The organism is Rhizobium sp. AC27/96, assembly GCF_001692325.1.
GTDB lineage: Bacteria > Pseudomonadota > Alphaproteobacteria > Rhizobiales > Rhizobiaceae > Rhizobium.
Window position 1 is genome coordinate 137,589 of the sequence record NZ_LXKN01000058.1, and the last position, 21,726, is coordinate 159,314.

23 protein-coding genes are annotated in these 21,726 nt (G+C 59.6%); 11 read left to right on the forward strand and 12 right to left on the reverse strand.

Annotation, left to right across the window (positions count from 1 at the left end; genetic code table 11):
- Positions 1 to 347 precede the first annotated feature (347 nt).
- Genes A6U86_RS28410 through A6U86_RS28420 form a run of 3 tightly spaced genes read left to right on the forward strand, consistent with a single transcriptional unit; the run spans position 348 to position 3,005 of the window.
- Complete coding sequence (locus A6U86_RS28410) at positions 348 to 950, forward strand: SCO family protein (RefSeq protein ID WP_068398916.1); 603 nt, start codon at positions 348 to 350, stop codon at positions 948 to 950.
- Positions 951 to 958: 8 nt separating this feature from the next.
- Complete coding sequence (locus A6U86_RS28415; RefSeq protein ID WP_068398455.1) at positions 959 to 2,107, forward strand: NAD(P)/FAD-dependent oxidoreductase; 1,149 nt, start codon at positions 959 to 961, stop codon at positions 2,105 to 2,107.
- Between the two features lie 19 nt (positions 2,108 to 2,126).
- Positions 2,127 to 3,005 carry a 50S ribosomal protein L11 methyltransferase gene (locus tag A6U86_RS28420; RefSeq protein WP_068398458.1) on the forward strand — a complete coding sequence of 293 codons (879 nt, stop codon included), beginning with the start codon at positions 2,127 to 2,129 and terminating at the stop codon, positions 3,003 to 3,005.
- 206 nt (positions 3,006 to 3,211) lie between these two features.
- Here A6U86_RS28420 and A6U86_RS35735 read toward each other — a convergent pair whose 3' ends face one another.
- Positions 3,212 to 3,352, reverse strand: coding sequence for a hypothetical protein (locus tag A6U86_RS35735; protein ID WP_168807084.1), 141 nt, complete (start codon positions 3,350 to 3,352; stop codon positions 3,212 to 3,214).
- 340 nt (positions 3,353 to 3,692) lie between these two features.
- Here A6U86_RS35735 and A6U86_RS28425 point away from each other — a divergent pair, with 340 nt between their 5' ends.
- Positions 3,693 to 5,528, forward strand: coding sequence for an aminopeptidase P family protein (locus A6U86_RS28425; protein ID WP_068398461.1), 1,836 nt, complete (start codon positions 3,693 to 3,695; stop codon positions 5,526 to 5,528).
- A gap of 51 nt (positions 5,529 to 5,579) precedes the next feature.
- On the opposite strand, the gene A6U86_RS28430 is transcribed toward A6U86_RS28425, so the two are convergent.
- Both A6U86_RS28430 and A6U86_RS28435 read right to left on the reverse strand, forming a co-directional pair.
- Positions 5,580 to 5,891, reverse strand: a complete 312-nt coding sequence (locus tag A6U86_RS28430; RefSeq protein WP_068398464.1) for an AzlD family protein — start codon at positions 5,889 to 5,891, stop codon at positions 5,580 to 5,582.
- Between the two features lie 2 nt (positions 5,892 to 5,893).
- The gene (locus A6U86_RS28435; protein WP_068398467.1) at positions 5,894 to 6,616 is read right to left on the reverse strand and encodes an AzlC family ABC transporter permease; all 723 of its coding nucleotides are present in this window, start codon (positions 6,614 to 6,616) and stop codon (positions 5,894 to 5,896) included.
- 245 nt (positions 6,617 to 6,861) lie between these two features.
- On the opposite strand from A6U86_RS28435, the gene A6U86_RS28440 reads away from it, so the two are divergent.
- Positions 6,862 to 7,113, forward strand: coding sequence for a DUF2164 domain-containing protein (locus A6U86_RS28440; RefSeq protein WP_068398471.1), 252 nt, complete (start codon positions 6,862 to 6,864; stop codon positions 7,111 to 7,113).
- Between the two features lie 7 nt (positions 7,114 to 7,120).
- Here the strand turns inward: A6U86_RS28440 and panB are convergent, their stop codons facing one another.
- The 3 genes from panB to A6U86_RS28455 all read right to left on the reverse strand — a co-directional run bounded on the left by panB (position 7,121) and on the right by A6U86_RS28455 (position 9,802).
- Positions 7,121 to 7,942: a 3-methyl-2-oxobutanoate hydroxymethyltransferase gene (gene panB / locus A6U86_RS28445; RefSeq protein ID WP_068398474.1), complete on the reverse strand. Its 822-nt coding sequence runs from the start codon at positions 7,940 to 7,942 to the stop codon at positions 7,121 to 7,123.
- Between the two features lies 1 nt (position 7,943).
- Positions 7,944 to 8,819 (reverse strand): pantoate--beta-alanine ligase, encoded by an 876-nt coding sequence (gene panC / locus A6U86_RS28450; RefSeq protein WP_068398918.1) that lies wholly within the window; start codon positions 8,817 to 8,819, stop codon positions 7,944 to 7,946.
- 278 nt (positions 8,820 to 9,097) lie between these two features.
- Complete coding sequence (locus tag A6U86_RS28455) at positions 9,098 to 9,802, reverse strand: SDR family oxidoreductase (RefSeq protein ID WP_068398921.1); 705 nt, start codon at positions 9,800 to 9,802, stop codon at positions 9,098 to 9,100.
- A gap of 123 nt (positions 9,803 to 9,925) precedes the next feature.
- On the opposite strand from A6U86_RS28455, the gene gcvA reads away from it, so the two are divergent.
- From gcvA to A6U86_RS28475, 4 genes are all read left to right on the forward strand, one after another.
- Positions 9,926 to 10,816, forward strand: coding sequence for a transcriptional regulator GcvA (gcvA, locus tag A6U86_RS28460; RefSeq protein ID WP_068398477.1), 891 nt, complete (start codon positions 9,926 to 9,928; stop codon positions 10,814 to 10,816).
- Between the two features lie 122 nt (positions 10,817 to 10,938).
- Entirely contained in the window at positions 10,939 to 11,319 is a 381-nt protein-coding gene (locus tag A6U86_RS28465; protein WP_068398479.1) for a hypothetical protein, read from the forward strand.
- On the forward strand, positions 11,316 to 11,504 hold the full coding sequence (locus A6U86_RS28470; RefSeq protein WP_068398485.1) for a helix-turn-helix transcriptional regulator: 189 nt from the start codon (positions 11,316 to 11,318) through the stop codon (positions 11,502 to 11,504). The genes A6U86_RS28465 and A6U86_RS28470 overlap by 4 nt, the downstream gene beginning before the upstream one ends.
- 136 nt (positions 11,505 to 11,640) lie before the next feature.
- The gene (locus tag A6U86_RS28475; RefSeq protein WP_068398488.1) at positions 11,641 to 13,038 is read left to right on the forward strand and encodes a hypothetical protein; all 1,398 of its coding nucleotides are present in this window, start codon (positions 11,641 to 11,643) and stop codon (positions 13,036 to 13,038) included.
- Here A6U86_RS28475 and A6U86_RS28480 read toward each other — a convergent pair.
- The 3 genes from A6U86_RS28480 to A6U86_RS28490 all read right to left on the reverse strand — a co-directional run bounded on the left by A6U86_RS28480 (position 13,035) and on the right by A6U86_RS28490 (position 16,224).
- Positions 13,035 to 14,120, reverse strand: a complete 1,086-nt coding sequence (locus A6U86_RS28480; protein WP_068398491.1) for a glycosyltransferase family 1 protein — start codon at positions 14,118 to 14,120, stop codon at positions 13,035 to 13,037. The genes A6U86_RS28475 and A6U86_RS28480 overlap by 4 nt on opposite strands.
- An 81-nt stretch (positions 14,121 to 14,201) precedes the next feature.
- A complete protein-coding gene (gene pncA, locus A6U86_RS28485; protein WP_068398494.1) occupies positions 14,202 to 14,825 on the reverse strand; it encodes a bifunctional nicotinamidase/pyrazinamidase in 624 nt (207 codons plus the stop codon).
- 112 nt (positions 14,826 to 14,937) lie between these two features.
- Positions 14,938 to 16,224, reverse strand: a complete 1,287-nt coding sequence (locus A6U86_RS28490) for a sugar MFS transporter (RefSeq protein ID WP_068398497.1) — start codon at positions 16,222 to 16,224, stop codon at positions 14,938 to 14,940.
- Between the two features lie 443 nt (positions 16,225 to 16,667).
- Between A6U86_RS28490 and A6U86_RS28495 the strand changes: the two genes are divergently transcribed.
- Positions 16,668 to 17,111, forward strand: a complete 444-nt coding sequence (locus A6U86_RS28495) for a DUF6678 family protein (RefSeq protein ID WP_068398500.1) — start codon at positions 16,668 to 16,670, stop codon at positions 17,109 to 17,111.
- A gap of 179 nt (positions 17,112 to 17,290) precedes the next feature.
- Here the strand turns inward: A6U86_RS28495 and gstA are convergent, their stop codons facing one another.
- The gene (gene gstA, locus A6U86_RS28500; protein ID WP_068398503.1) at positions 17,291 to 17,926 is read right to left on the reverse strand and encodes a glutathione transferase GstA; all 636 of its coding nucleotides are present in this window, start codon (positions 17,924 to 17,926) and stop codon (positions 17,291 to 17,293) included.
- Positions 17,927 to 18,075: 149 nt separating this feature from the next.
- On the opposite strand from gstA, the gene A6U86_RS28505 reads away from it, so the two are divergent.
- Positions 18,076 to 18,438: a helix-turn-helix domain-containing protein gene (locus A6U86_RS28505; protein WP_068398506.1), complete on the forward strand. Its 363-nt coding sequence runs from the start codon at positions 18,076 to 18,078 to the stop codon at positions 18,436 to 18,438.
- Here A6U86_RS28505 and A6U86_RS28510 read toward each other — a convergent pair.
- Entirely contained in the window at positions 18,418 to 18,702 is a 285-nt protein-coding gene (locus A6U86_RS28510) for a GIY-YIG nuclease family protein (RefSeq protein WP_068398511.1), read from the reverse strand. The genes A6U86_RS28505 and A6U86_RS28510 overlap by 21 nt on opposite strands.
- 343 nt (positions 18,703 to 19,045) lie before the next feature.
- Complete coding sequence (locus tag A6U86_RS28515) at positions 19,046 to 21,511, reverse strand: ATP-dependent helicase (RefSeq protein ID WP_068398515.1); 2,466 nt, start codon at positions 21,509 to 21,511, stop codon at positions 19,046 to 19,048.
- Positions 21,512 to 21,726: the final 215 nt, after the last annotated feature.

The window sequence follows — 21,726 nt, forward strand, 5'->3', positions numbered from 1 at the left end:
GCTGGTAATGCCTGGCTGCTCCGGCGGGCGTCATGCCCTTCTGAAAATCGGTCTGCCGCGCGTTTCGGCGGCGGTCGAAGTCGTGTTCGACATTTGATGCAGATGTTCGCGCGGACAGGTTAGGATTACTTTAACACCGAAGCAGAATTCGCCTTGAGCGACTTGCGAAATCATAGTGGTAGAACAGTTAAGTTCTCTGGGGATCGAGCCGACTGCTGCGACGATTTCGGCCTGCCCGGAACATCTTCTTGAATTGCGTCCTCCACTTCGAGCCGTTACACCGGCTGGGAGACCGACCGTACCGCCTTTCAGGTGCCGTCGCCGGGGTAGGATGAGGAATGGCAGTCATGAGAAGTGTGCGCATTGGTGTCTGGGTAGTGGTGTTGATCATTGCCGGCGTATTGGGCTGGCTGAGTTTCGGGGGCAGCAAGGCGCCGCAGGTGGCTGCTGAGGGACCCTATGGCGTGCCCTTCACGCTGGTCTCGCAGAGTGGCAAGTCGATCAACGAGCAGGCGTTTCGCGGCAAGCCTTCGGCGGTGTTCTTCGGCTATACGCATTGTCCCGATGTCTGTCCGACAACGCTGTTTGAGCTCAACAGCTGGCTGGCGAAGGTTGACCCCGATGGCACGAAACTCAACGCCTATTTCGTGACCGTCGATCCTGAGCGCGACACGCCCGAGATCATGGATCAGTATGTTTCCAATGTCTCCAAACGGATTACCGGCATTTCGGGCGATCCGGCCAAGGTGATGGATATGGTCAAGGGCTTTCGTGTCTATGCCAAGAAGGTGCCGACCGACGACAAGCAGCCGAACGGCGACTATACTATGGATCACACTGCCTCGGTCTTCCTGCTGGATTCGTCCGGCGGTTTTGCCGGAACTATTGCCTACGAGGAAGACCCGGACGTGGCGGTGAAGAAGCTGGAGAACCTGATCAAGAAGGGGTAGGGGCATAGATGGGCGAGAAGATCGGCGGAGAGGCGACATTCAGATCCATTCTGATTGCCGGAGCAGGGCCTGTTGGCCTCACTGCTGCGCTTGAGCTTGCCCGGCGCGGCTTTACCCCACGGATCATTGATGATGGTCCTGGCCCGACGCCGGTGGAGGAAAGCCGGGCTCTGGGTGTCAATGCCCGGACGCTAACGCTGCTTTCCCCGTCCGGTGTCGCAGAGCGCATCGTTGACGCTGCCCAATCCATAGACTGCTTCCGTGTTCGTGCCGGTGAGCGAACTCTCTTCGAACTGGATGCGAGCCAGGTGCAAGGCCGATTCAGCGCTATTCGCGGCCTGGCTCAGGGGCAGACGGAGCGTTTACTGCTGGAGGCGCTGTCGTCTTATGGCATCTTGCCGGAGTGGCGGACGGCGATCGTTGCGGGCGAAATCGCCGATTTCCGGAAGCCGGAGGTTACAGTTCGGCGGCCTGACGGCGCTATGGAAACGGTTCGGCCTGATATTCTGGTGGGTGCTGACGGCGCCCATTCCGTCGTTCGCAAGGCTCTCGGCGCGCGTTTTCCGGGCGAAGCGCTGGAGGCCTATTTCTATCTGGTTGATTTTCGCTATTCAGGCCAGATCGATACGCATTTCGGCGAGGTTTCGATCTTCGATCCCGGCATGATCGGGCGCTTGCCTGTCGCATCGGATGTCGTTCGCTATATCTCGACGCTGGAAGATTTCGAAAGCCGTATCGTTCATCCGGCCACCATTGCCGAAAGGCTGTGGGCTTCGCAGTTCCGCATTCATTTTCGTCACGTCGAGCCTATGGCCAAAGGCAATGTCTTTCTGGCCGGCGATGCCGCGCATATCCATTCGCCGGCCGGTGCGCGCGGTATGAATCTCGGTATCGAAGATGCCTGCTGGCTTGCCTGGCTCATTGCGGAAGGCCGCGAACAGGAGTATTCGGCGCTGAGAATTCCCGCCGTGAAGCAGGTGTTGAAGCAGACCTATGGCTTGACGCGACTGATCACCATGACAAATCCGCTGGCGATCGCGATGCGCAATCTCATTGCACCGCTGGTCCTGCGCTTCGGCCCGGCCAGACGGGTTTTGCTTCGAAGCGTGGCTGGTTATGATACTCCAAAACCGCCTTGGATCGATTGGGCCGAGTAAGACAAGAAAGAGCGACGAGTTGAGTGAAATCCGCCTTTATGTGACGACGACCGAGAAGAAGGCCGAACAGGTCCTCGATCTGATGACGCCCGTTTTCGAGGACGAGGAACTGCCGATCGCGACCAGCGAGATCGATGAGAAGAGGGACATCTGGGAAACGTCGATCTATCTCTACGCGGAAGATGAAGACGATGTTCGCGCTCGCTTCGCAGCCCTGCTGGAGCAGGCCTTTCCCGAGCTCGCGATCGAAAAGGAAATCATTCCCGACGTCGACTGGATTGCCAAGTCGCTGGAGGGATTGAAGCCGGTTCGCGCCGGACGCTTCCTGGTGCATGGTTCTCACGATCGGGACAAGGTCGGTTCGAGCGATATTGCCATCGAGATCGATGCAGGGCAGGCCTTCGGCACCGGCCATCACGGCACGACGGCCGGTTGCCTGGAAACCATCGAGAAGGTTCTTGCCAGCCGACAGGTCCGCAATGCCCTCGACCTCGGTACCGGCAGCGGTGTGCTGGCGATCGGAGTGCGCAAGCTGCGTAATATTCCGGTCCTGGCAACCGATATCGACCCTATCGCCGTCCGTGTCGCGCGCGAGAATGTCCGCCGCAACGGCATTGCTTCCGGAATTGCACTTGAGACGGCGCCGGGCTTTCACTCGACGGCCTTTTCGCGTCACGGGCCGTTCGATCTGATCATTGCCAATATTCTTGCGCGTCCACTGATCAAGATGGCGCCGCAGCTTGTGGCACATCTGGCGCCGGGCGGCTCGGTCGTCCTCTCAGGCATTCTTGCCGAGCAGCGCTGGAAGGTTCTGGCCGCCTATAATGGCGCCAAGCTGCGCCACGTGCGCACCATCTGGCGCAATGGCTGGGTCACCATCCATCTCGACCGGCCTTGAGCCGGTCGCCTCCCGATAATCCTGCTTCCAATGGAAGACAACAAAAAAGGCGGTGCCGAGGCACCGCCTTGAGATCGGCCTAGACCGATCTTGCCCGCGAGCGTGTGGAGGAGGAGTGCTCAAGCGGGCTCTAGCGTTCTGATCATGATCCGGGGAGGGAGGAGGAGAATCGGATCGCGATCTGGTGAACGCGTAGCTGATAACTGTTAGTGGCGATCACCACGGCTTGCGCCGATTGCCTTCGACGTTTCGACTTCGAGCTGACGAAGCGAGCCGACAGAGTGGCGTACGGTGCGACGCTCGCCAGCCAGCGCCGGGCTAACATATGCGGAGCGAGAGATAGGCATTGTCTTTAGTCCTTTTCGCTTGGGTTCTTCGTGAACCCCGTTTGATGTGGCGGATATAGCGACTCGTTCGCTTGCGTGGCAGGGGGGAGGCTTCATGGGAGCTATGCGCGATATGCATATTGCCTGCCGTGAAGATGTCATATTTGACCTCTCATGCTCACGAAATGGGCGGATTCGTTAACGGCGCCTATGGCGAGCCTGGCAGCACGGCGGGCTTGAATCGCCACATCACCGACAGTTTTCGCTCTCCCCCGAAAATCACGTCGCACTTCCTGCAATCATGTTCTAACATACTGGCACTATTCAGTTTCACGGATTCCCACCAGTCTCGGATTAAGCCATGTTCCAGTCTTTCGACGTCACTTCCACCCCGCAATTCGGCCGCGAACGGGTCGCTGGGCTGCGCAATGCCTTTGGCGATCTCGGTATTGACGGCTTCCTAGTGCCGCGTGCCGACGAGTATCAGGGCGAGTATGTGCCCAAATGTTCAGAGCGGCTTGCCTGGCTCACAGGTTTCACTGGATCAGCGGGTGTTGCACTTGTGACACACACGCAGGCCGTGGTTTTCGTGGATGGCCGCTATGTGACGCAGCTTGCTGAGCAGGTGGACCGCGGTGTCTTCACCGGTGGCGATCTGGTGAACGAGCCGCCGCATATCTGGCTGCCGCGACATGCCAAGACGGGATTCCGGCTCGGCATCGATCCGTGGCTGCATACGGGGGCCGAAGTCCGCCGCCTGGAAAAGGCGTTGAGCGAGATCGACGGCAAGCTGGTCTTTCTTCCCCATAATCCCCTCGACAAGCTCTGGAGCGACCGGCCGGCAGAGCCGCTTGGCGGCGTCATTATCCAGGATATCGCCCAGGCCGGCATATTGGCGAAGGACAAGCTCGCGACGATTGCAGCCAGTCTCAAGGAAAAGAACCTCAAGGCGGTATTGATCACCGATCCGTCTTCGGTTGCCTGGATCTTCAATATTCGCGGCAGCGACGTGCCGCACACGCCGCATCCGCTGGCGCGTGCCATCATTCATGCCGAAGGCGAGGCTGAGCTCTTTCTCGACAAGCGCAAGACCAAGGTCGAGGCGGAAGCCTATCTCACCCAGATCTGCAAGCAGCTGCCGCCGTCCGAGCTGGCCAGGCGGCTGGGTGCCGCGGCTGCAAATGGCGGACGCATCCTGATCGATCCGGATCTGGCTTCCTATGCGCTGACCGATATTATCCGTCATGAGGGTGGCGAAGTCGTCGAGGGCAATGATCCCGCCAAGCTGCCGCGCGCCTGCAAGAATGCCGCCGAGATCAACGGATCTGCGGCCGCCCATCTGCAGGATGGCGCCGCCATGGTGGAGTTTCTCTACTGGCTGGAAACCAGCAAGCCGGGCATGGTGACGGAAATTGCCGCCGCCGAGCGTCTGGAGGCCTGCCGTGCCCGCGTCGGCCAGAGCATGCAGAACCCGCTGAAGGACATTTCCTTCGATACGATCTCGGGCGCCGGCGAGCATGCGGCGATCATGCATTACCGCGTGACGACGGCGAGCGACCAGATGATTCAGGCCGGCGAGCTTTTCCTGATCGATTCAGGCGCTCAGTACATCAATGGCACGACGGATATCACCCGCACGGTCGGCATTGGTGCTGTCTCGGAAGAAAAGAAGCGTCTCTTCACGCTGGTGCTGAAGGGAATGATCGCCATCAGCACGGCGCGCTTCCCCAAGGGCACGCGCGGCTGCGATCTCGATCCGCTGGCGCGCATTGCGCTGTGGAAAGCGGGCGTCGATTTCGCCCATGGCACCGGCCATGGCGTTGGCTCATATCTCTCGGTGCATGAGGGGCCGCAGCGCATCGCTCGGCTCGCCTTGCAGGAGCTGCTGCCCGGCATGATCCTGTCGAATGAGCCAGGCTATTATCGCCCCGGCCATTTCGGCATCCGCATCGAGAACCTGATCTACATTCGCGATCCGGAGGAGATCGAAGGCGGTGATATGCCGATGCTTGGCTTCGAAACGCTAACCTTCTGCCCGATCGATCGCAGCCTGGTCCTCGTGGAACTGCTGACGCACGAAGAGCTGCATTGGCTGAACGACTATCATGTGAAGACGCGCGAAGCGCTGATGCCCCTCATCCATGATGCGGACATTCGGGCCTGGCTGGAGAATGCGACGCTGGAACTCAGCCACTGACAGGCTATGCCATCCCGCTTTCACCTGAGAGCGGGATGGCATTACGACGGCTTAGGCGCCGATCGAATGTCGCCACGCCATCACGACGATCCATCCCGCGACCAGCATGTAGGTCGAGGGGTAGCGCAGGCCGACGAGAAGCGCGGCAAGCAGCCCCACCTTGGTATCCCATCCTCCGATGAAGAAGGACGGCGCGACGAGCGTCGTCAGCACCGCTGCGGGTACGGCATTCAGCGCGGCTTCGACGCGCGGCGGAATGCGGGTCATCTTGACGATAAGGATATAGCCGCCGATGCGCGTGAGGAAGGTCACGATGGCGGCGGCCAGAATCAGCAGGACCATATTCGCATTGAAATCGAACATGCTCAGACCTCGTGGTTTTCGCGAGCGAGGTCGGACTTGCGATTTGCCTTCACCGGCGGCAAGAACGCGGCGACGGCGACGCCTACCAGGGCGCCGATACTCACATGCCAGGGCGAGCCGATATAGCGGTGGGCAATTGCCGATGCGGCGGCACTCGCCACCACCACCGGCAGGAAATTGTCGCGTTTGCGGAAGCCGATGACAATGCCTAGGAAATAGATCGGCAGAAGGATATCGAGACCGATCGACCTGGGATCACCGATGAGGCTGCCGAGCAAGCCACCGACAAAGCTTGCCAGCACCCAGGGAATGTAGATCATCGTCGCGGAGCCGATATACCACGCGAAGGTTACGGGCTTGCCGCTTTCGTCGCGCTTGATCGTTTCGGCAAATTGCGGATCGACAAGGAAGAAGAAGGTGAGGAATTTTTCGACGAGCGAGAAGCTCCTGATATAGCGGGCGATCGCCGCCGAGTAGAGTACGTGGCGGAAATTGACTGCCAGGATCGACAACACGATCAGCCAGGCTTGGACGTTGTGACCAAAGAGATCGAGACCCACCATCTGGCTGGCGCCGGCATAGACCGTGCTGCTCATCAGCGTCAATTCGCCGACCGACATGCCCTGATCGCGCGCCAAGGCACCGAACAGGGCGCCGAAAGGTGCCGTTGCGAGGCCGACGGGGATGCCGCCCTTCAACCCGTCAATAAAATCCGCGCGACCCATCGTCCGCTCTGTCCTTCATGGAAAATCCGGAGCCTACGCCCAGATGCTGTGTTTGCAGTTCCGGCACACAGATCAAGCGCGACTTACAACCGTGATCGCCGCTTGCGCATCTGCGCCCAAGCGCTGTTCAATGGCGCGAGCTGTAAGCCGCGCGCTGGGATGCAGCAATTGAATTTACTTGATGGATAAATTGATTTTCTTGAAGTAGCCCCCGGAGACTGCTCGCAAATCGGGAGATACGGAACATGCAGAAAATCACCTTCACCAAGGAAGAAAAGGCAGCGATCGTTGCGCGCATTCAGCGCTATTTCTCCGAAGAACTCGACCAGTCGATCGGCACATTGCCCACGGAATTCCTGCTCGATTTCTTCACCACCGAGATCGGTCCCTATTACTACAATCAGGGTCTGCGCGACGCCCACGCGGCGCTGATGAGCAAGATGGAGGATTTCGGCGAGGCGATCTATCTGCTGGAGAAGGAGCCACCCAAGGGCTGATCCGTATTTACTTCTTCGGCTGGAATGTGTGCTCCAGGGCCGGGAAGCTGCGGGCTTTGACTTCGTCAGCATAGGCTTCCACAGCCTTCGAGATCGCCGGCGCCAATTCGGCAAAATGCTTGACGAAACGCGGCTTGAAATCGTTGAAGAGGCCAAGCATGTCATCGGAGACGAGGATTTGCCCGTCGCAGGCGGCAGAGGCGCCGATGCCGATGGTGGGGATGGAGACTGCAGCGGTGATTTCGCGGGCGAGGGGTTCGATCGTGCCTTCGACAACCATCGCAAAAGCACCGGCCTCGGCAATCGCCCTGGCGTCGCGTCGGATCTTGTCTGCTTCCTTCTCGGAGCGGCCGAGCGAGCGGTAGCCGCCGGTGGTGTTCACGAGCTGGGGCATGAGACCGATATGGCCGAAGACGGGGACGCCGCGGGCTGTGAGGAAGGATACGGTCTCGGCCATCTCCTCGCCGCCCTCGAGCTTCACGCCGTCGCAGCCGGTTTCCTTCAGGATGCGCGCGGCATTGCGAAAGGCCTGTTCCTTCGATTCCTGATAGGCGCCAAAGGGAAGGTCGACGATGACGCAGGCATGCTTGACACCGCGCATGACGGCCTGGCCATGGGCAATCATCATTTCCATCGTGACGCCGACTGTGGTCTCCATGCCGTAGAGCACCATGCCGAGGGAATCGCCGACCAGCAGCAGGTCGCAATGCGGGTCGAGCAGGCGGGCGATGGGTGTCGTATAGGCCGTCAGGCTGACGATTGGGCGGGTGCCCTTCATCGCTTCGATGGTGGCTGTGGTGGTGCGTTTGGTCTGTCCGACTGTGCTCATCTCATGCAGCCTTTTCGCCGGCAGCCTGCTTGCGGCCGATCACGCGGTTGTCGAGCAGGCGGGTGGAGCCGATGCGCACGAACAGGGCGATGAGCACAGGCTGGCCGTGAAGCTTCGTCAGTTGCTCCAGCGTGTCGGGATCGCGAACGGCGGCGACTTCGGCGGTAGCGAGCGGCTCGCTTTCGATGAAAGTTCGCAATGCCTCCTCGAATGCAGAGGGATCATCGGTGCCGAGCTCATAGAGCCTTTCGGCTTCCGCCAGTGCCTTTGGGACGATAGCCGCCGCTGCCCGCTCCTCCTTCGAGAGGTAGACGTTGCGGGAGGACAGAGCGAGCCCGTCCACATCACGGACTGTCGGCACCGGCACGACCCGAACGGGCTGGGCCAGATCCTCCACCATGCGGCGGATGATTGCCACCTGCTGATAGTCCTTTTCGCCGAAATAGGCGCTATCCGGCTGGACGATATTGAAGAGCTTGGTGACGACCGTTGCCACACCGGCGAAATGGCCAGGGCGCACTGCGCCCTCCAATTCGGCACCAAGTTTCGGCACGTCGACGACGGTTTCCATCGGGCGGGGATACATATCGCTGACGCCAGGTGCGAAGAGGAAATCGACGCCACCGTCTCGCAGCATGGCGCTATCGCGCTCAAGATCGCGCGGGTATTTCGCCAGATCTTCATTGGCACCGAATTGCAGCGGATTGACGAAAATGGAGGTGACGACAATGTCGTTCTCGGCTTTGGCGCGGGAAACGAGTTCCATGTGGCCGGCGTGCAGATAGCCCATGGTCGGTACCAGGCCGATGCTCTGGCCGGCCTTGCGATGCTCGCCGAGCCTCTCGCGCAGTGCCGCTATCGTGTTGATGACATCCATCGTGGCACTCCTCCCGAGGCAGCGCCGCCCCGTGCCGCCCATTTCCATCCCGTAATTTGGCGGCCCTTCTAACGTGTGCAGTGCAAAAAGGCAATTCAAGGGAATGGGCGCTTCGTGTCTTGCCTGCGTAGTTCATTGCTTCCGGCTTCGACTAGGCCAGCGCGGAGGCAGATTCAGCCGGGGTGGGAGCTATCTGAGTTGCTGTCCTCCAAAATGATATCGCTCTTCCAAGTGATGCCTGGGAGAGCGACAGCAATGTGGCCTGGCTTGTTCCAAACCTACACCGAACGGGTCAATCCGCCGTCGACCTTGAGGTTCTGGCCGGTGATGTAACCGGCACCATCGGAGGCGAGGAAGGCGACGGTGGCGGCGATTTCGGCGCTGGTGCCGTAGCGCTGCATCGGCACGCTGTCGCGGCGCTCTTCTGTGGCGGGCAGGCTGTCGATCCAACCGGGCAGGACGTTGTTCATCCGCACATTGTCGGCGGCATAGGTGTCGGCGAATATCTTGGTGTAAGAAGCAAGGCCTGCGCGGAACACGGCCGAGGTCGGGAACATCGCGGAGGGTTCGAACGTCCAGGCTGTGGAGATGTTGACGATCGCGCCGGACTTCTGCTTCTGCATGATGGGGGCGACGAGGCGGACCGAGCGGATGACGTTCATCAGATAGACGTCGAGGCCGGTGTGCCATTGCTCGTCGGTGATATCGAGGATGGGTGCGCGCGGGCCGTGGCCGGCGCTGTTTACGAGCACGTCGACCCGTCCCCACTTTGCCATCGTCGCATCGACCAGGCGCTTGAGGTCGTCATTGGACTGGTTGGAGCCGGTGATGCCGATGCCGCCGAGTTCTTCCGCAAGAGCCTCGCCCTTTCCGGAGGACGAGAGGATGGCCACCTTGAACCCGTCGGCGGCGAGACGTCTGGCGCTCTCGGCGCCCATGCCGCTGCCGCCCGCGGTGATGATCGCGACTTTTTCTATTGACATATGCGTCTCCTCTTTGGTCTTGCCCGAATGGGCTGATTGCTTCAAACTTGCCGATGAAATATCATCTTTCTTGCGCGCGAGCGAAGCAGTTACGCTCTTATTTCTCAGTAGAAAAACTATCGCATGAACGGCTCACTCGGTAAACTTCCTTCTCTGAACGGCTTGAAGGCATTCGAGGTGGCGGCGCGTCATCTGAGCTTCAGGGTGGCCGCCGAGGAACTCGGGGTTACCCAGGGTGCGGTGGCGCAGCAGGTCCGCGGGCTAGAGGCGGAGCTTGGCGTAAAGCTGTTCGAGCGGATGCCGCGAAGCCTGGTTCTCACAGGCGAAGGGCGCGGTTACATCGCCGATATCAGGCGCGCCTTCGAAATCATCGCCCAGGCGACGGGTGATCTCCGGCCGCAACCGGTCAGGCTCACCATCAGCACCACACCGACATTCGCATCGAAATGGCTGATCCCACGTCTGCCGGATTTTACGAGCCGTCATCCCGATCTCGATCTTCATATCCTCGCGACCGAGCGCATGTCGGGGTTTCAAGCGGATGGGGTGGATCTCGCGGTTCGCTATGGGCGTCCGCCTTTCGGGCCGGGCTTGGCGTCGGAGCTGTTGTTCGAACAGGAGATCATTGCGGTTTGCAGCCCTGTGTTGCTGCGCGACCGAAGGCCGCCAAAAACGTCGGAGGAGCTTGCGGACTACGCACTCCTTCACGACGCCCATAATTCCTGGCCCGAATTTATCGATACCCATTTCGGACGGGCGGCGCAGCCTTCCTACAAGGGGATCAGCTTCAACCAGACGTCGCATGCAATCGAGGCCGCCATTGCCGGGCAGGGCATTGTTCTCGCCAACCGGGATTTCGTCGCACGGGATATGGCGGAAGGGCGTTTGACGCAAGTCGTTGAGGGTACGCTCAGCGGTCCCTCCGATTTCTATCTCGTCTGGCCGCGCTATCGTAAATCGCCAGCAATCGAGACAGTGATCGCCTGGATGAGCGAGGAAGCGAAGAGGAAATAGTGGGTGCACGTCACCCAGGTTCGTTCTGGTGAATCTCCCAATCATATCCGGAATGATGTAAAGCATGCTTGACATGAATCTCGACGCCGCCATATGTAAAGCATGCTTTACAGGAAGCCGACATGAGAAAATACCGCTATCGCTTGGAGATTGGGGCGAGCATGGTCGCCTATGGCGTCATACTGACGCTCTCGCTGTGGCTGATCAATCACGATATGGTCGAAGGAACCACCTGGAAAACAATGGTGTCACTGGCGCCGATGCTGCCGGCATTTTTCATTGCCGCCTCGGTGCTGCGCCATCTTCGCCGCATTGACGAGCTGCAGCGCAAGATTCAGCTGGAAGCCTTTTCGATCGCCTTCGCCGGTACCGCGCTGATCACCTTCAGCTATGGCTTCCTTGAGAATGTCGGTTATCCGAAGCTGACGATGTTCGCCGTATGGCCGCTGATGTCGGCCCTGTGGATCGTCGGCGGCATTGTCAGCCATTTGCGCTATCGATGAAGAACCGGTTGAAAGCATTGCGGACCGAGCGCGGCTGGTCCCAGGGCGAGCTTGCTGCTAAGCTCGATGTCTCCCGGCAGACGGTCAATGCGATCGAGAACGAGCGCTATGATCCCAGCCTGCCGCTCGCCTTTATCATCGCCAGGGTTTTTGGTCTGCCGATCGAGCAGATTTTTGAGGAATGAGAGATCAGGTGGCGGGGACTGGCTGATAATGTCAGGCCGGTCGGCCACCTCATCATCAGTGGCACTTGTCATCCTGCTCCGGAATCTCCCCTTCGGAATTAGCGCTTTTCTCAATCTTTTGCTGTTAGCTGCCTGCATGGCAAAGATCGTGGCATTGGCGGCATATTTCTATCAGGCAGCGGTGGCCTTCGGGCTGCTGATTGCGGTGGCGCATCTGCTTACGCCTGTGGACTACGCCGCTTATTCGCTGTTCATCACTATCAGCCAGTTTGCCGCAATCTTCTGTTTCGAATGGGTCCGCTTCGCCTGCAGCCGCTTCTATCCAGGATCGACACCGGGAAGCGAAGCGCTTGAGCGGAAGGCTCTGGGCGTCGAGTTCGCGGCATGCGCGGCGATCTGCCTGATCGCAGCCTCCGCGTCGATCTTCTTTTCCGTTCCGGGCGACATTGCGGTCTTCGGCGGTCTGGTGGCGATTCTCCAGGGTGGCAGCGACCTGCATCTGACCATGCTGCGCTTCCGTCAGGAGTTTCGCATCTTTTCTCGGCTGCAAGGATCGCGCGCCACCATTCTGGCGGTCGGCACGCTCGCTGGCGCGATTGTTGCGCCAACCTTCGCTTCCACGGTTGCTGGCCTTCTGGCCGGTTATGTCATCTACGGTTTCTGGGCAGCGTTTCTCACTCGCGATAGCCTGCGCGAGGCAGCAAGCTTCGAGCCGGCGTTGGTCCGCAAGCATTTTGTCTACGGCAGCGTCGCGGCCAGCGCATCGGTCATGGGCATGCTGGCGCCGCTCGGCTTGAAGTCCATCCTGACAGCGGTCTTGGGAGCAGGAGGCGCTGCTGGCGCACTGCTGGCGCTCGATCTGCTGCAACGGCCGTTCGTGCTCATCGTTTCCGCCCTGCAGGCTATACAGTATCCGGATGTGGTGGCTGCCTACGATCGCGAAGGGGTAACGCCGGCTTTCAGGAAGCAGCTCGGGGATTACTACTCCCTTCTGACCGGCCTTACACTGATGACGGCGGCCGGCATCTTTGCATTGCTGCAGCCTGTGGGGCAGTTTGTCATTTCCGCAGGCCTACGCACCGAATTTCTGACTGCGGCGCCCTTTGTCATCGGCCTTGCTACATGCCGCGCGCTGACGGCAAATATGCTACCGACGCCCGCGCATCTGCGGCATCGATTGCTGGCAATTTTCCTGCTGGCGCTGCTTGACTGTTTGCTGTTGAACGCCGGCACGCTGGCGGGCGGCTATCTCGGTTCCTTCCGCGATGCGGCATTGATGGCGGGCGGCATGATCGGCGCATTGATTGCCATGGCGATCGGGGTGAAGGTGCTGGTGTCACTGCCATTCGATTTTGTCTGGCAGCCGGTCTTGCTCGCAGCCGTCGGCCTTGCCGTGCCGGTGCTTGCGACTGCCGGCTTCAGCTATTCGCTGTGGCTATCGGTGTCGGTCGGGGTGATCGGCGGCGCGCTTTTCTGCCTGCTCGGCCTTTACAGCTACTTCGTCACTATGTTCCGGCAGCAGGCCCGGTCCTAGAGTTTTTCCAGCATGGCCAGTATGCGGTCAGCACTGCCATCCCAGGAAAAGCGGGTGACGTTCTCATGGCCGCGACAACGCAGATCGTCGCGCAGGACTTCGTCCGTTGCGATCCGCTGCATGGCAACGACAAGCTCGTCCCGTCGCGTGGGGTCGAAGTAGAGAGCCGCATCGCCGGAGGCCTCGCGGACGGCGGGGATATCGGCTGCGAGCACCGGGCAACCCTGCGTCATGGCTTCGAGCGGCGGGATGCCGAAACCCTCATAAAGGCTTGGAAAGACGAAGGCTGTGGCATGGCGTTCCAGCGCTGCGATCTCCGCGTCCGTCAATCGGCCGGGAAAGAGCAAACGATCGTTCGACTGCGGGCCATCCGACTTGAACACGCTTGGGGCGGTGCCGCCGACCACCACGAGTTTCTGGCTGATATCGCCGAGCGCCTCGAAGGCGCGGATTGCGAAGTCGAGATTCTTGTTCGGCTTCATCGTGCCGACGAGCAGGAAGAAGCCATTCGTCTTCAGTCCGAGCCGCTCGATGATGATTTCATCCGGCTCGATGGCGGCAAAATGATCGACGGCGTTATAGACGACATCGATGCCGGCAGCGGATACGCGGAAGACGGAGGCGAGCTCCTGGCGCGAGAACTCGGAGACGGTGCCGATCTTGGCGGTGCGGGTGAGTACCGTCCCAAGCGCGCCATGCAGCAGGCGGTAGCTGCGCTTGAAGGATTGCGGGTGGCGAAAGATGGTGACGTCATGGATGATGACCATTTGGCGGCGATGCAGGAGCGGCCCGCTGCCGCCGAAGCCGATGAGCCTGCCGCCGCGCGAGCGTGCAAGCAGCGCCGTCTGCTCCCAGACGTGACCTGGGCCGGAGCCGAAGCTATCGGTTTTTATCGCGGAAAGTTCGAGATCGACGGGCGTATTGCCTGGCACCGCCAGCCGCCAGCTTGCGCCCTTCAATGCAGCGGGCACGGCGCCGGCAGCGATCTTGCGGTCGAGCGCTAGCGTCAGCTCGCGGGCAAAGCGCTGCACGCCGGAAAGTGGCTGGCCGAGGAAACGCCCGTTAATGGTGATCGATTGCACGCGATAGGTCCCGAAATCTTATTGATCGGGAACAGCTTGCATGATTTTCCTTAGGGAAGGTTTAGCTCTGCGTGCTTGATTTCAGGCGAGCGCGTCCGTGCTGCTGACAATCGCGACACCGCGCGTCCGCATTTCGTCGATCGCGGTTTTCACACCGGCCGGGTCGATGCCGCGGCTTGAATCCTCGATGAAACGGATTTTGACGCCGGGCAGCATCTCGACTGCGTCGAGTGCCGAGAACTTCACGCAATAATCCGTTGCCAGACCGCAGAGATCGAGCTCGGTGACGCCTTTAGCGCGCAGATGTGCGGCAAGGCCGGTCAGCGCTGCCTGATCGTTGTCGCGAAAGGCGGAATAGCTGTCGACGGCCGGGTTCTGGCCCTTCTGCTGGATGAAATCGATGCGATCGGCATGAAGAGCGGGATGGAATTGGGCGTCTTCAGTATTCTGGACGCAATGGTCCGGCCACATCATCTGCGGCTTGCCCGAGAGCATGCCCATCTCGAAAGGCTTCTTGCCGTGATGGGCCGAGGCGAAGCTGCCGTGACCAGCCGGATGCCAGTCCTGCGATGCCACGATCAGGTCGTATCTGCCGCTGTCGATCAGTCTGTTGGCAACGGGCACTATCTCATCGCCTTCAGGTACCGGAAGATTGCCGCCGGGGCAGAAGCCGTTCTGGATGTCGATGAGCAGCAGTGCTTTCATGAGGCCTGTCCTTCCGTCCTTGTTGCACTGCACGATGCCAAGTGACGAGCTTTGGATCAAGCCTTTTGCGCCCCGCCGATCAAGGCGGCGAGGCGCGATGGTTTGCAAAGGCTTACGCGACGGGCTTGTGGCCCTTGAGGCCATAGTAGGCGATGTAGACGTAGCAGATGATCGGCATCAGGAAGGCGAGGTGGATGCCGATGGTGTCGGCAAGGCCGCCCTGGATCATCGGCAGGATGGCGCCGCCGACAATGGCCAGGCACAGGATGCCCGAGCCCTGGCTCGTATATTTGCCGAGACCATGCAGCGCCAGGCTGAAGATCGTCGGGAACATGATGGAGTTGAACAGGCCGATCGCCAGTACGGACCACATGGCAACGTGGCCTGTCGTCAGCACGGTGACCGCGAGCAGGATGATGACCACGGCGGCATTGAAGGCGAGCGCCTTGCCATCGTCTATATGACGCATGATTAGTGCCCCGACGAAACGGCCGATCATGGCGCCGCCCCAAAAATAGGAGACATAATGAGCGGCGTCCGCCTCGGAGAGGTGGGCAATATCCGGCTGGCTCAGGAAGTTGACGAGGAAGCTGCCGACGCTGACTTCGGCGCCGACATAGAGAAATATGCCGACAGCGCCGAGCACGAGATGGCGATATTGCCAGGCAGAACCGCCGCCGCGCATCGGCTCGACGGTTTCCTCATCCTCGACCTTAGGCAGTTTCAGGGCCGCGAAGACGGCGGCCAACACCAGGAAGGCGACGGCAAGCAGCAGGTAGGGGAATTTCACTGCACTTGCTTCCGCGACCCGTATCGCGTCGAGCTGTTCCGGCGTGGCGTTGGTGGCGGCAACGGTTGCGGCCGACAGGATCAGCATGGCGCCGAAGAGCGGTGCGATCGTCGTGCCGAGCGAATTGAAGGCCTGCGTCAGGTTCAGGCGGCTTGCGGCGGTATCAGGCGGTCCCAATACGGTGACATAGGGATTGGCCGCGACCTGCAGGATCGTGATGCCGGTGGCGAGCACGAAGAGGGCGCCGAGGAAAAGGCCATAGACGCGATAGCTGGCGGCCGGGATGAACAGCGCGCAGCCAACGGCTGCAATGGCAAGGCCGACGACAATGCCCCACTTATAGGTGATGCGCTTCACAAGCGCTCCAGCCGGCAGCGATACGATGAAATATGCGCCGAAGAAGCAGAGCTGGATCAGCATCGACTGGGTATAATTGAGCTGAAAGACGCTCTTCAGGTGCGGGACCAGAATGTCGTTCAGGCAGGTGATGAAGCCCCACATGAAAAAGAGTGAGGTGAGTGCGATAAGCGCGAATTGATAATTGCCCTGGCCTTGGCGTGCGGATGCACGCGCGCTGGTGGACGCAGAGCTTGTTGCTGAGCCAGCCACTTTTTTATCCTCTGTTCTTGTTTTGCCAGGCTTCGATGTTCGACCCGGGCGGCAAGCCCGAACGGGCCGAAAGACAGGCTGGCAGCGGCTTGCCGAGATCCCGCGGGAGGTGTGGAATCCCGAAGCCACTAAGGTCGATATAATCGATTGGGCTCACATTGGTAGCATGCTAGCGATGCGGATTTTGCAGGGCAGGGTTGTTGGAACCGGGAGGGCGAGATAAAGTCGGATCGCATCATGCAAGTTGTTTCGCGATCTCAGGTCGCTAGTTCCATTTGCCAATCGACAAAGATAACTTGGGTGAGAATTGCGTCGGTAGTTTTGAAAGACGCGGCGAGTGAGCTGACTGCTGAGCTGTTTCACCGTTCTTAAGTTAGGTTAATTGCATATCATGAGGCTAGGAGGCGGCTTACGCTCATCTCCTGTTACTCATTGGGGATCAAATGGTGCGAATAAAAGAACCTGCCGTAGATATGAATGCGCTGCGCTTGAGCGCTAAAAAAGAAGTGGCGCGGAACTATTCGGCTTCCCTCATGTCCAATACAAAATGGCGCCTTCTGTTCAAGGCACTGGAAGCTTCCGACGCCGATATCAAGGGGATCGCGGTCAAATTCATTGGTGCTAATCAAGAATGGTCGCCAGTGCTTCCTAGCTTATATCCACCCTATGTATACGTGGATTTGTGGCCGCTGAATGTTTACCCTTTGGTCGAGATAGAGTGGATTGAGTTTCGGCGCGTTGTGGTGAAAAAAAGACCCAAAAATGTCCCCTCAGAACTTGTTCCACAGGACATAAATGCCATTCGCGCTGTGATTGAGGCCACAGGAAAACACTTCCCCATTGAAGATACTGAACAAGGCTTCAAAGTCATTGGGCATCTGAAATAGTAGACTCGGGCTTACTCCCCACACGTCAGGGATAAGCGTAGCAAGCGCGGGATCATCTTGCCTAGGAAGCGCAGCCGGCTGCACTGGCAACATCCAGTTTTGCGTCGACGGTCGCCAGCCGTCGAGCCAGCGCCGTCGATACATCCTACCAAGAGCGAGTGAGCCGGGGCGTTCGGCGATCAGTCGAAAGCCAATCCTTCTTCCTCGATAGACTTCCGCACGGCGTCACGCTGCCTCATGCGAGCGTACCAGGCTTCGAGATTGCGCAGCCCATCGAAGTGGATGCCGGCCTTGTAGTAGGACTTGAGCCACTCGGCCTGGCCCCAGCCGGTGAGCGCAAACAGATAGGCATCGGCTACCGTGAACCTGTCGCCCATCAGGAAGGGGCGACCGGCGAGATGCTCGTTGATCCATTGATATCGCTTCTCGAGTTTCGGTCTTGCCGTCTCGACATAGTTCCCCGCCAGCCGCGCATAGAGGAGCGGAATGAAGCCCTTGTGGATCTCCGTCGACAGGAAGCCCAGCATTTCCTGCAGGTTGTAGCGCTCCATCGTGCCGGCGGCAGCGGCCAGCCCGGATTCGGGCTTTAAATCCGCCAGATATTGAACGATGGCCGGCCCCTCTCGCAGGAGATTGCCATCGGCGAGTTCGAGAAGGGGGACATAGCCGTGCGGGTTGATGTCGTAGAAATCCAGCCCCGCCTCGGTCTTGTGGCTGGTGTGATCGACCTTGATCAGCTCAGCGTCGAGACCGAGTTCGTTGATGACGATATGGGGCGAGAGCGAGCAGCTTGCGGGCAGATAGTACAATTTCATCAGGGGCCTCCATGGTGTTTCCAGTGCCAGCTTTCGCTTGGAAAGGTGGTCGTTGATCCATGTAGTCCGATTGGTATGGAATAGTAAGAACGGAAAAGTTTGACATCTAGGTACAAAAATTATACCGGCATGCACATGAGGTATATCCGATGAAAAAGACCGTCACAGGCTGCTCCGTCGAGGAGGCGATGCATTTGCTGGGGGGGCGCTGGCGGCTGCTGATCGTGTCCTATCTGGTCGATGGTCCACAACGCTTCAACGAGTTGCGGCGGCTGATGCCGGGCATCTCGCAGAGAATGCTGACTTTGGACCTGCGTGCGCTGGAGGAGGCCGGTCTTATTAACCGCACGGTCTATCCCACGGTTCCTGTGAAGGTCGAGTATTCGTTGACGGAGGACGGATGCCGTCTGGAGAAGGTGGTGGCGGTGGTCAAGGAGTTTGGGCTGTGGCTGAAGGATCGGGATGCGCAGGTGGTCAGAGAGCCTGAAATCTCACCACAGCTCATAGTATAAATCACGCCAATCGGGATTCGCTTTCTCAATCAGCTCGATCTTCCACTGGCGATACCAGCGTTTCAGGGACTTTTCCCGCTGTATGGCTGAAACGATGTCTGCGTGGTGTTCATACCAGACGAGCCGCGTGCATCCGTATTTCCATGCGAATCCAGGCGTCAGACCTTCACGATACTCATAGATGCGACGTTCAAGATCGGCTGTGACGCCGATGTATAGCGTGCCACGTTTGTGGTTGGTGATGATGTAAGTATATCCACCCATGCGTGCAGGATGCTGGCGGAGATGATGGTCGTCAAGAGCTAGGAATACCGGACGGTGGTGTTTGCGTTTGCCACTCTATTGTACTCTACACTCCGTCATCCTCGGGCTTGACCCGAGGATCCAAGCACAGGCCTTGCTAGTTGCCGACAATGACGACGGCTTTGTACGCATCCGTGCCACGCTCATGGCTTTATTGGATATAATGCGTCCGATTTGAATGCTTGTGCGTGGATCCTCGGGTCAAGCCCGAGGATGACGGAGGGCTGGGAGAGGAGACGCCCAAAGTGAGTCTGGTGCTCGTAGGCTCTAAACACTCTGGTCCCAAACCGGATGATCCAGCTGCTCACACCCTTTCCACAAACCCATCCAGCACTCTTTTCTGCCCCGCCCGATCAAACTCGATCGTCAGCTTGTTACCCTCGATCTCCGACACATTGCCGTTGCCGAACTTGATGTGGAAGACGCGGTCGCCGACAATGAATTTCGAGGGTTCTGAGGAGGTGGATTTGGCCACCAGTTCGCCGTCGATGGTGCGGGTCTTCGGGCCGCTTTCGCCATAGCCGATGCGTTCCACGGCGTGGCCGGAGCGAGAGCCCCAATTGTCGCGGGTGGCGTCGGTCTTGTTGGCCTGGGCGCGTTTCCAGCCTGGGGTAGAGTAGGAGTTGGCGAAGGGCTCGGCCTTGTCGAAGCGCGACTGGCCATAGCCGCCGCGGCCGTAACCGCCGTAGGATTGCTCGACCTCGGCGACTTCGACATGGGTGATCGGCAATTCGTCGAGGAAGCGGGAAGGGATGGTCGACTGCCATAGGCCGTGGATGCGGCGATTGGAGACGAACCAGATGTGGCAGCGGCGCTTGGCGCGGGTGAGGCCGACATAGGCGAGACGGCGCTCTTCCTCCAGGCCCGCACGGCCGCTTTCGTCCAGCGAGCGCTGATGCGGGAAAAGGCCTTCCTCCCAGCCGGGCAGGAAAACGGTCTCGAATTCCAGGCCCTTGGCCGAGTGCAGTGTCATGATCGAGACGGCGTCGAGGTTTTCGTTCTGCTCGACATCCATGACGAGCGCGACATGCTCCAGGAACCCGCGCATGGATTCGAAACTGTCCATCGAGCGGATGAGTTCCTTCAGGTTTTCCAGCCGTCCGGGCGCTTCCGCCGATTTGTCGTTCTTCCACATGTCCGTATAGCCGGACTCTTCGAGGATCTGCTCGGCAAGGTCCGTATGCGGAGTGTTTTCGAGCAGGCCCTGCCAGCGGCGGAAGGACTGCACGACGTCGAACAGCGCCTTGCGCGGCTTCGGCTTCATCTCGTCGGTCTCGATGATGTCGGCTGCTGCCGCCAGCATCGGGATGTTGCGAGCGCGGGCATAATCATGCAGCGCGCGTATGGTGGTGTCGCCAAGGCCGCGCTTCGGCGTATTGACGATGCGCTCGAAGGCGAGGTCGTCGGCCGGCTGGCAGACCAGGCGGAAATAGGCCATGGCGTCGCGGATTTCGAGACGCTCATAGAAGCGGGGGCCACCGACGACGCGGTAGTTGAGGCCGAGCGTGACGAAACGATCTTCGAATTCACGCATCTGGAAGGAGGCGCGCACCAGGATCGCCATATCGTTCAGTCTATGCTGATTGCGCTGAAGCTGCTCGATCTCTTCGCCGATGGCGCGGGCTTCTTCCTCGGAATCCCAGGAGGCGTGCACCTGCACCTTGATGTCTTCGGGATCGGAACGGTCGGTAAACAGCGTCTTGCCGAGCCGGCCTTCATTATGGGAAATCAGATGGGCCGCGGCGCCGAGAATATGCTCGGTCGAGCGATAGTTGCGCTCGAGCTTGATCACCTTGGCGCCAGGAAAATCCTTCTCGAAGCGAAGGATATTGTCCACTTCCGCGCCACGCCAGCCATAGATCGACTGGTCGTCGTCACCCACGCAGCAGACATTCTGCAACTCGCCCTTCGGCCGCTGCGCCAGGAGGCGCAACCACATATATTGCGCCGTGTTGGTATCCTGATACTCGTCGACGAGGATATAGCGGAAGCGTTGGTGATAATCCTTCAGCACATCCGGATTCTGCCGGAACATGTTGATCGGATGCAGCAAAAGGTCGCCGAAGTCGCAGGCATTCAGCGTCTTCAGGCGATTCTGGTAGGCGGCGTAGAGTTCGCGGCCCTTGCCATTGGCAAAGGCGCGGGCGTCGCCCTCCGGAATCTCGGCCGGGCCGAGGCCCTTGTTCTTCCAGGTGTCGATCATGCCGGCGAATTGCTTGGCCGGCCAGCGCTTGTCGTCGATGCCCTCTGCCTGGATTAACTGCTTGATCAGGCGGGTAACGTCGTCGGTATCGAGAATGGTGAAGCTGGAGGAGAGGCCCACCAATTCGGCATGACGGCGCAGCAGTTTGACGCCAATCGAGTGGAAGGTGCCGAGCCATGGCATGCCTTCGACCGCCCCGCCGACGAGCAGGGCAACGCGTTCCTTCATCTCGCGCGCCGCCTTGTTGGTGAAGGTGACGGCAAGGATCTGGCTGGGGAAGGCGCGGTTGGTGGACAGGATATGGGCGATACGGGTCGTGAGCACCCGCGTCTTGCCCGTGCCGGCGCCGGCAAGCACCAGAACGGGGCCGTCGAGCGTCTCCACGGCTTCCGTCTGCTCCGGATTGAGGCCTGAGAGATAGTCCGGCCGGCGACCGCTGTCGCGCGCTGCCATGGCGCGTGCCGCAATGCCGCCGCCGATGCTGCCGGTATCCGGCGCAGCGCGGCGCGGCGCCAGGTGCTCCGGCTCCTCGTCAAAGAAGGGAATGTCGTCATGTCCGATGGTCATGCGGCCCAATGTAATGATTCTACCCTGAAAGGCAAAAGAAACGGGCCGAAAATAGAACAAAAAGTGCACATTCACAGGGAGAAAGCAGTGGGGGAAACGCCTTTTCGGTGTTCGATAGGCGACGTTGGGCTACGAATAAAACGCCTCGTTGTCCGCGCAAAGATTACAACTTCGTCATAATCGGCAGCAAAGCTTGCCGCATATGTATAAAAAAA

Coding starts and splice junctions, on each gene's coding strand:
- A6U86_RS28410 (WP_068398916.1), top strand. CDS start 348: ATGAGAAGTGTGCGCATTGGTGTCTGGGTAGTGGTGTTGATCATTGCC.
- A6U86_RS28415 (WP_068398455.1), top strand. CDS start 959: ATGGGCGAGAAGATCGGCGGAGAGGCGACATTCAGATCCATTCTGATT.
- A6U86_RS35735 (WP_168807084.1), bottom strand. CDS start 3,352: ATGCCTATCTCTCGCTCCGCATATGTTAGCCCGGCGCTGGCTGGCGAG.
- A6U86_RS28425 (WP_068398461.1), top strand. CDS start 3,693: ATGTTCCAGTCTTTCGACGTCACTTCCACCCCGCAATTCGGCCGCGAA.
- A6U86_RS28430 (WP_068398464.1), bottom strand. CDS start 5,891: ATGTTCGATTTCAATGCGAATATGGTCCTGCTGATTCTGGCCGCCGCC.
- A6U86_RS28435 (WP_068398467.1), bottom strand. CDS start 6,616: ATGGGTCGCGCGGATTTTATTGACGGGTTGAAGGGCGGCATCCCCGTC.
- A6U86_RS28440 (WP_068398471.1), top strand. CDS start 6,862: ATGCAGAAAATCACCTTCACCAAGGAAGAAAAGGCAGCGATCGTTGCG.
- panB (WP_068398474.1), bottom strand. CDS start 7,942: ATGAGCACAGTCGGACAGACCAAACGCACCACCACAGCCACCATCGAA.
- panC (WP_068398918.1), bottom strand. CDS start 8,819: ATGGATGTCATCAACACGATAGCGGCACTGCGCGAGAGGCTCGGCGAG.
- A6U86_RS28455 (WP_068398921.1), bottom strand. CDS start 9,802: ATGTCAATAGAAAAAGTCGCGATCATCACCGCGGGCGGCAGCGGCATG.
- gcvA (WP_068398477.1), top strand. CDS start 9,926: ATGAACGGCTCACTCGGTAAACTTCCTTCTCTGAACGGCTTGAAGGCA.
- A6U86_RS28465 (WP_068398479.1), top strand. CDS start 10,939: ATGAGAAAATACCGCTATCGCTTGGAGATTGGGGCGAGCATGGTCGCC.
- A6U86_RS28470 (WP_068398485.1), top strand. CDS start 11,316: ATGAAGAACCGGTTGAAAGCATTGCGGACCGAGCGCGGCTGGTCCCAG.
- A6U86_RS28475 (WP_068398488.1), top strand. CDS start 11,641: ATGGCAAAGATCGTGGCATTGGCGGCATATTTCTATCAGGCAGCGGTG.
- pncA (WP_068398494.1), bottom strand. CDS start 14,825: ATGAAAGCACTGCTGCTCATCGACATCCAGAACGGCTTCTGCCCCGGC.
- A6U86_RS28495 (WP_068398500.1), top strand. CDS start 16,668: ATGGTGCGAATAAAAGAACCTGCCGTAGATATGAATGCGCTGCGCTTG.
- gstA (WP_068398503.1), bottom strand. CDS start 17,926: ATGAAATTGTACTATCTGCCCGCAAGCTGCTCGCTCTCGCCCCATATC.
- A6U86_RS28505 (WP_068398506.1), top strand. CDS start 18,076: ATGAAAAAGACCGTCACAGGCTGCTCCGTCGAGGAGGCGATGCATTTG.
- A6U86_RS28510 (WP_068398511.1), bottom strand. CDS start 18,702: ATGGGTGGATATACTTACATCATCACCAACCACAAACGTGGCACGCTA.
- A6U86_RS28515 (WP_068398515.1), bottom strand. CDS start 21,511: ATGACCATCGGACATGACGACATTCCCTTCTTTGACGAGGAGCCGGAG.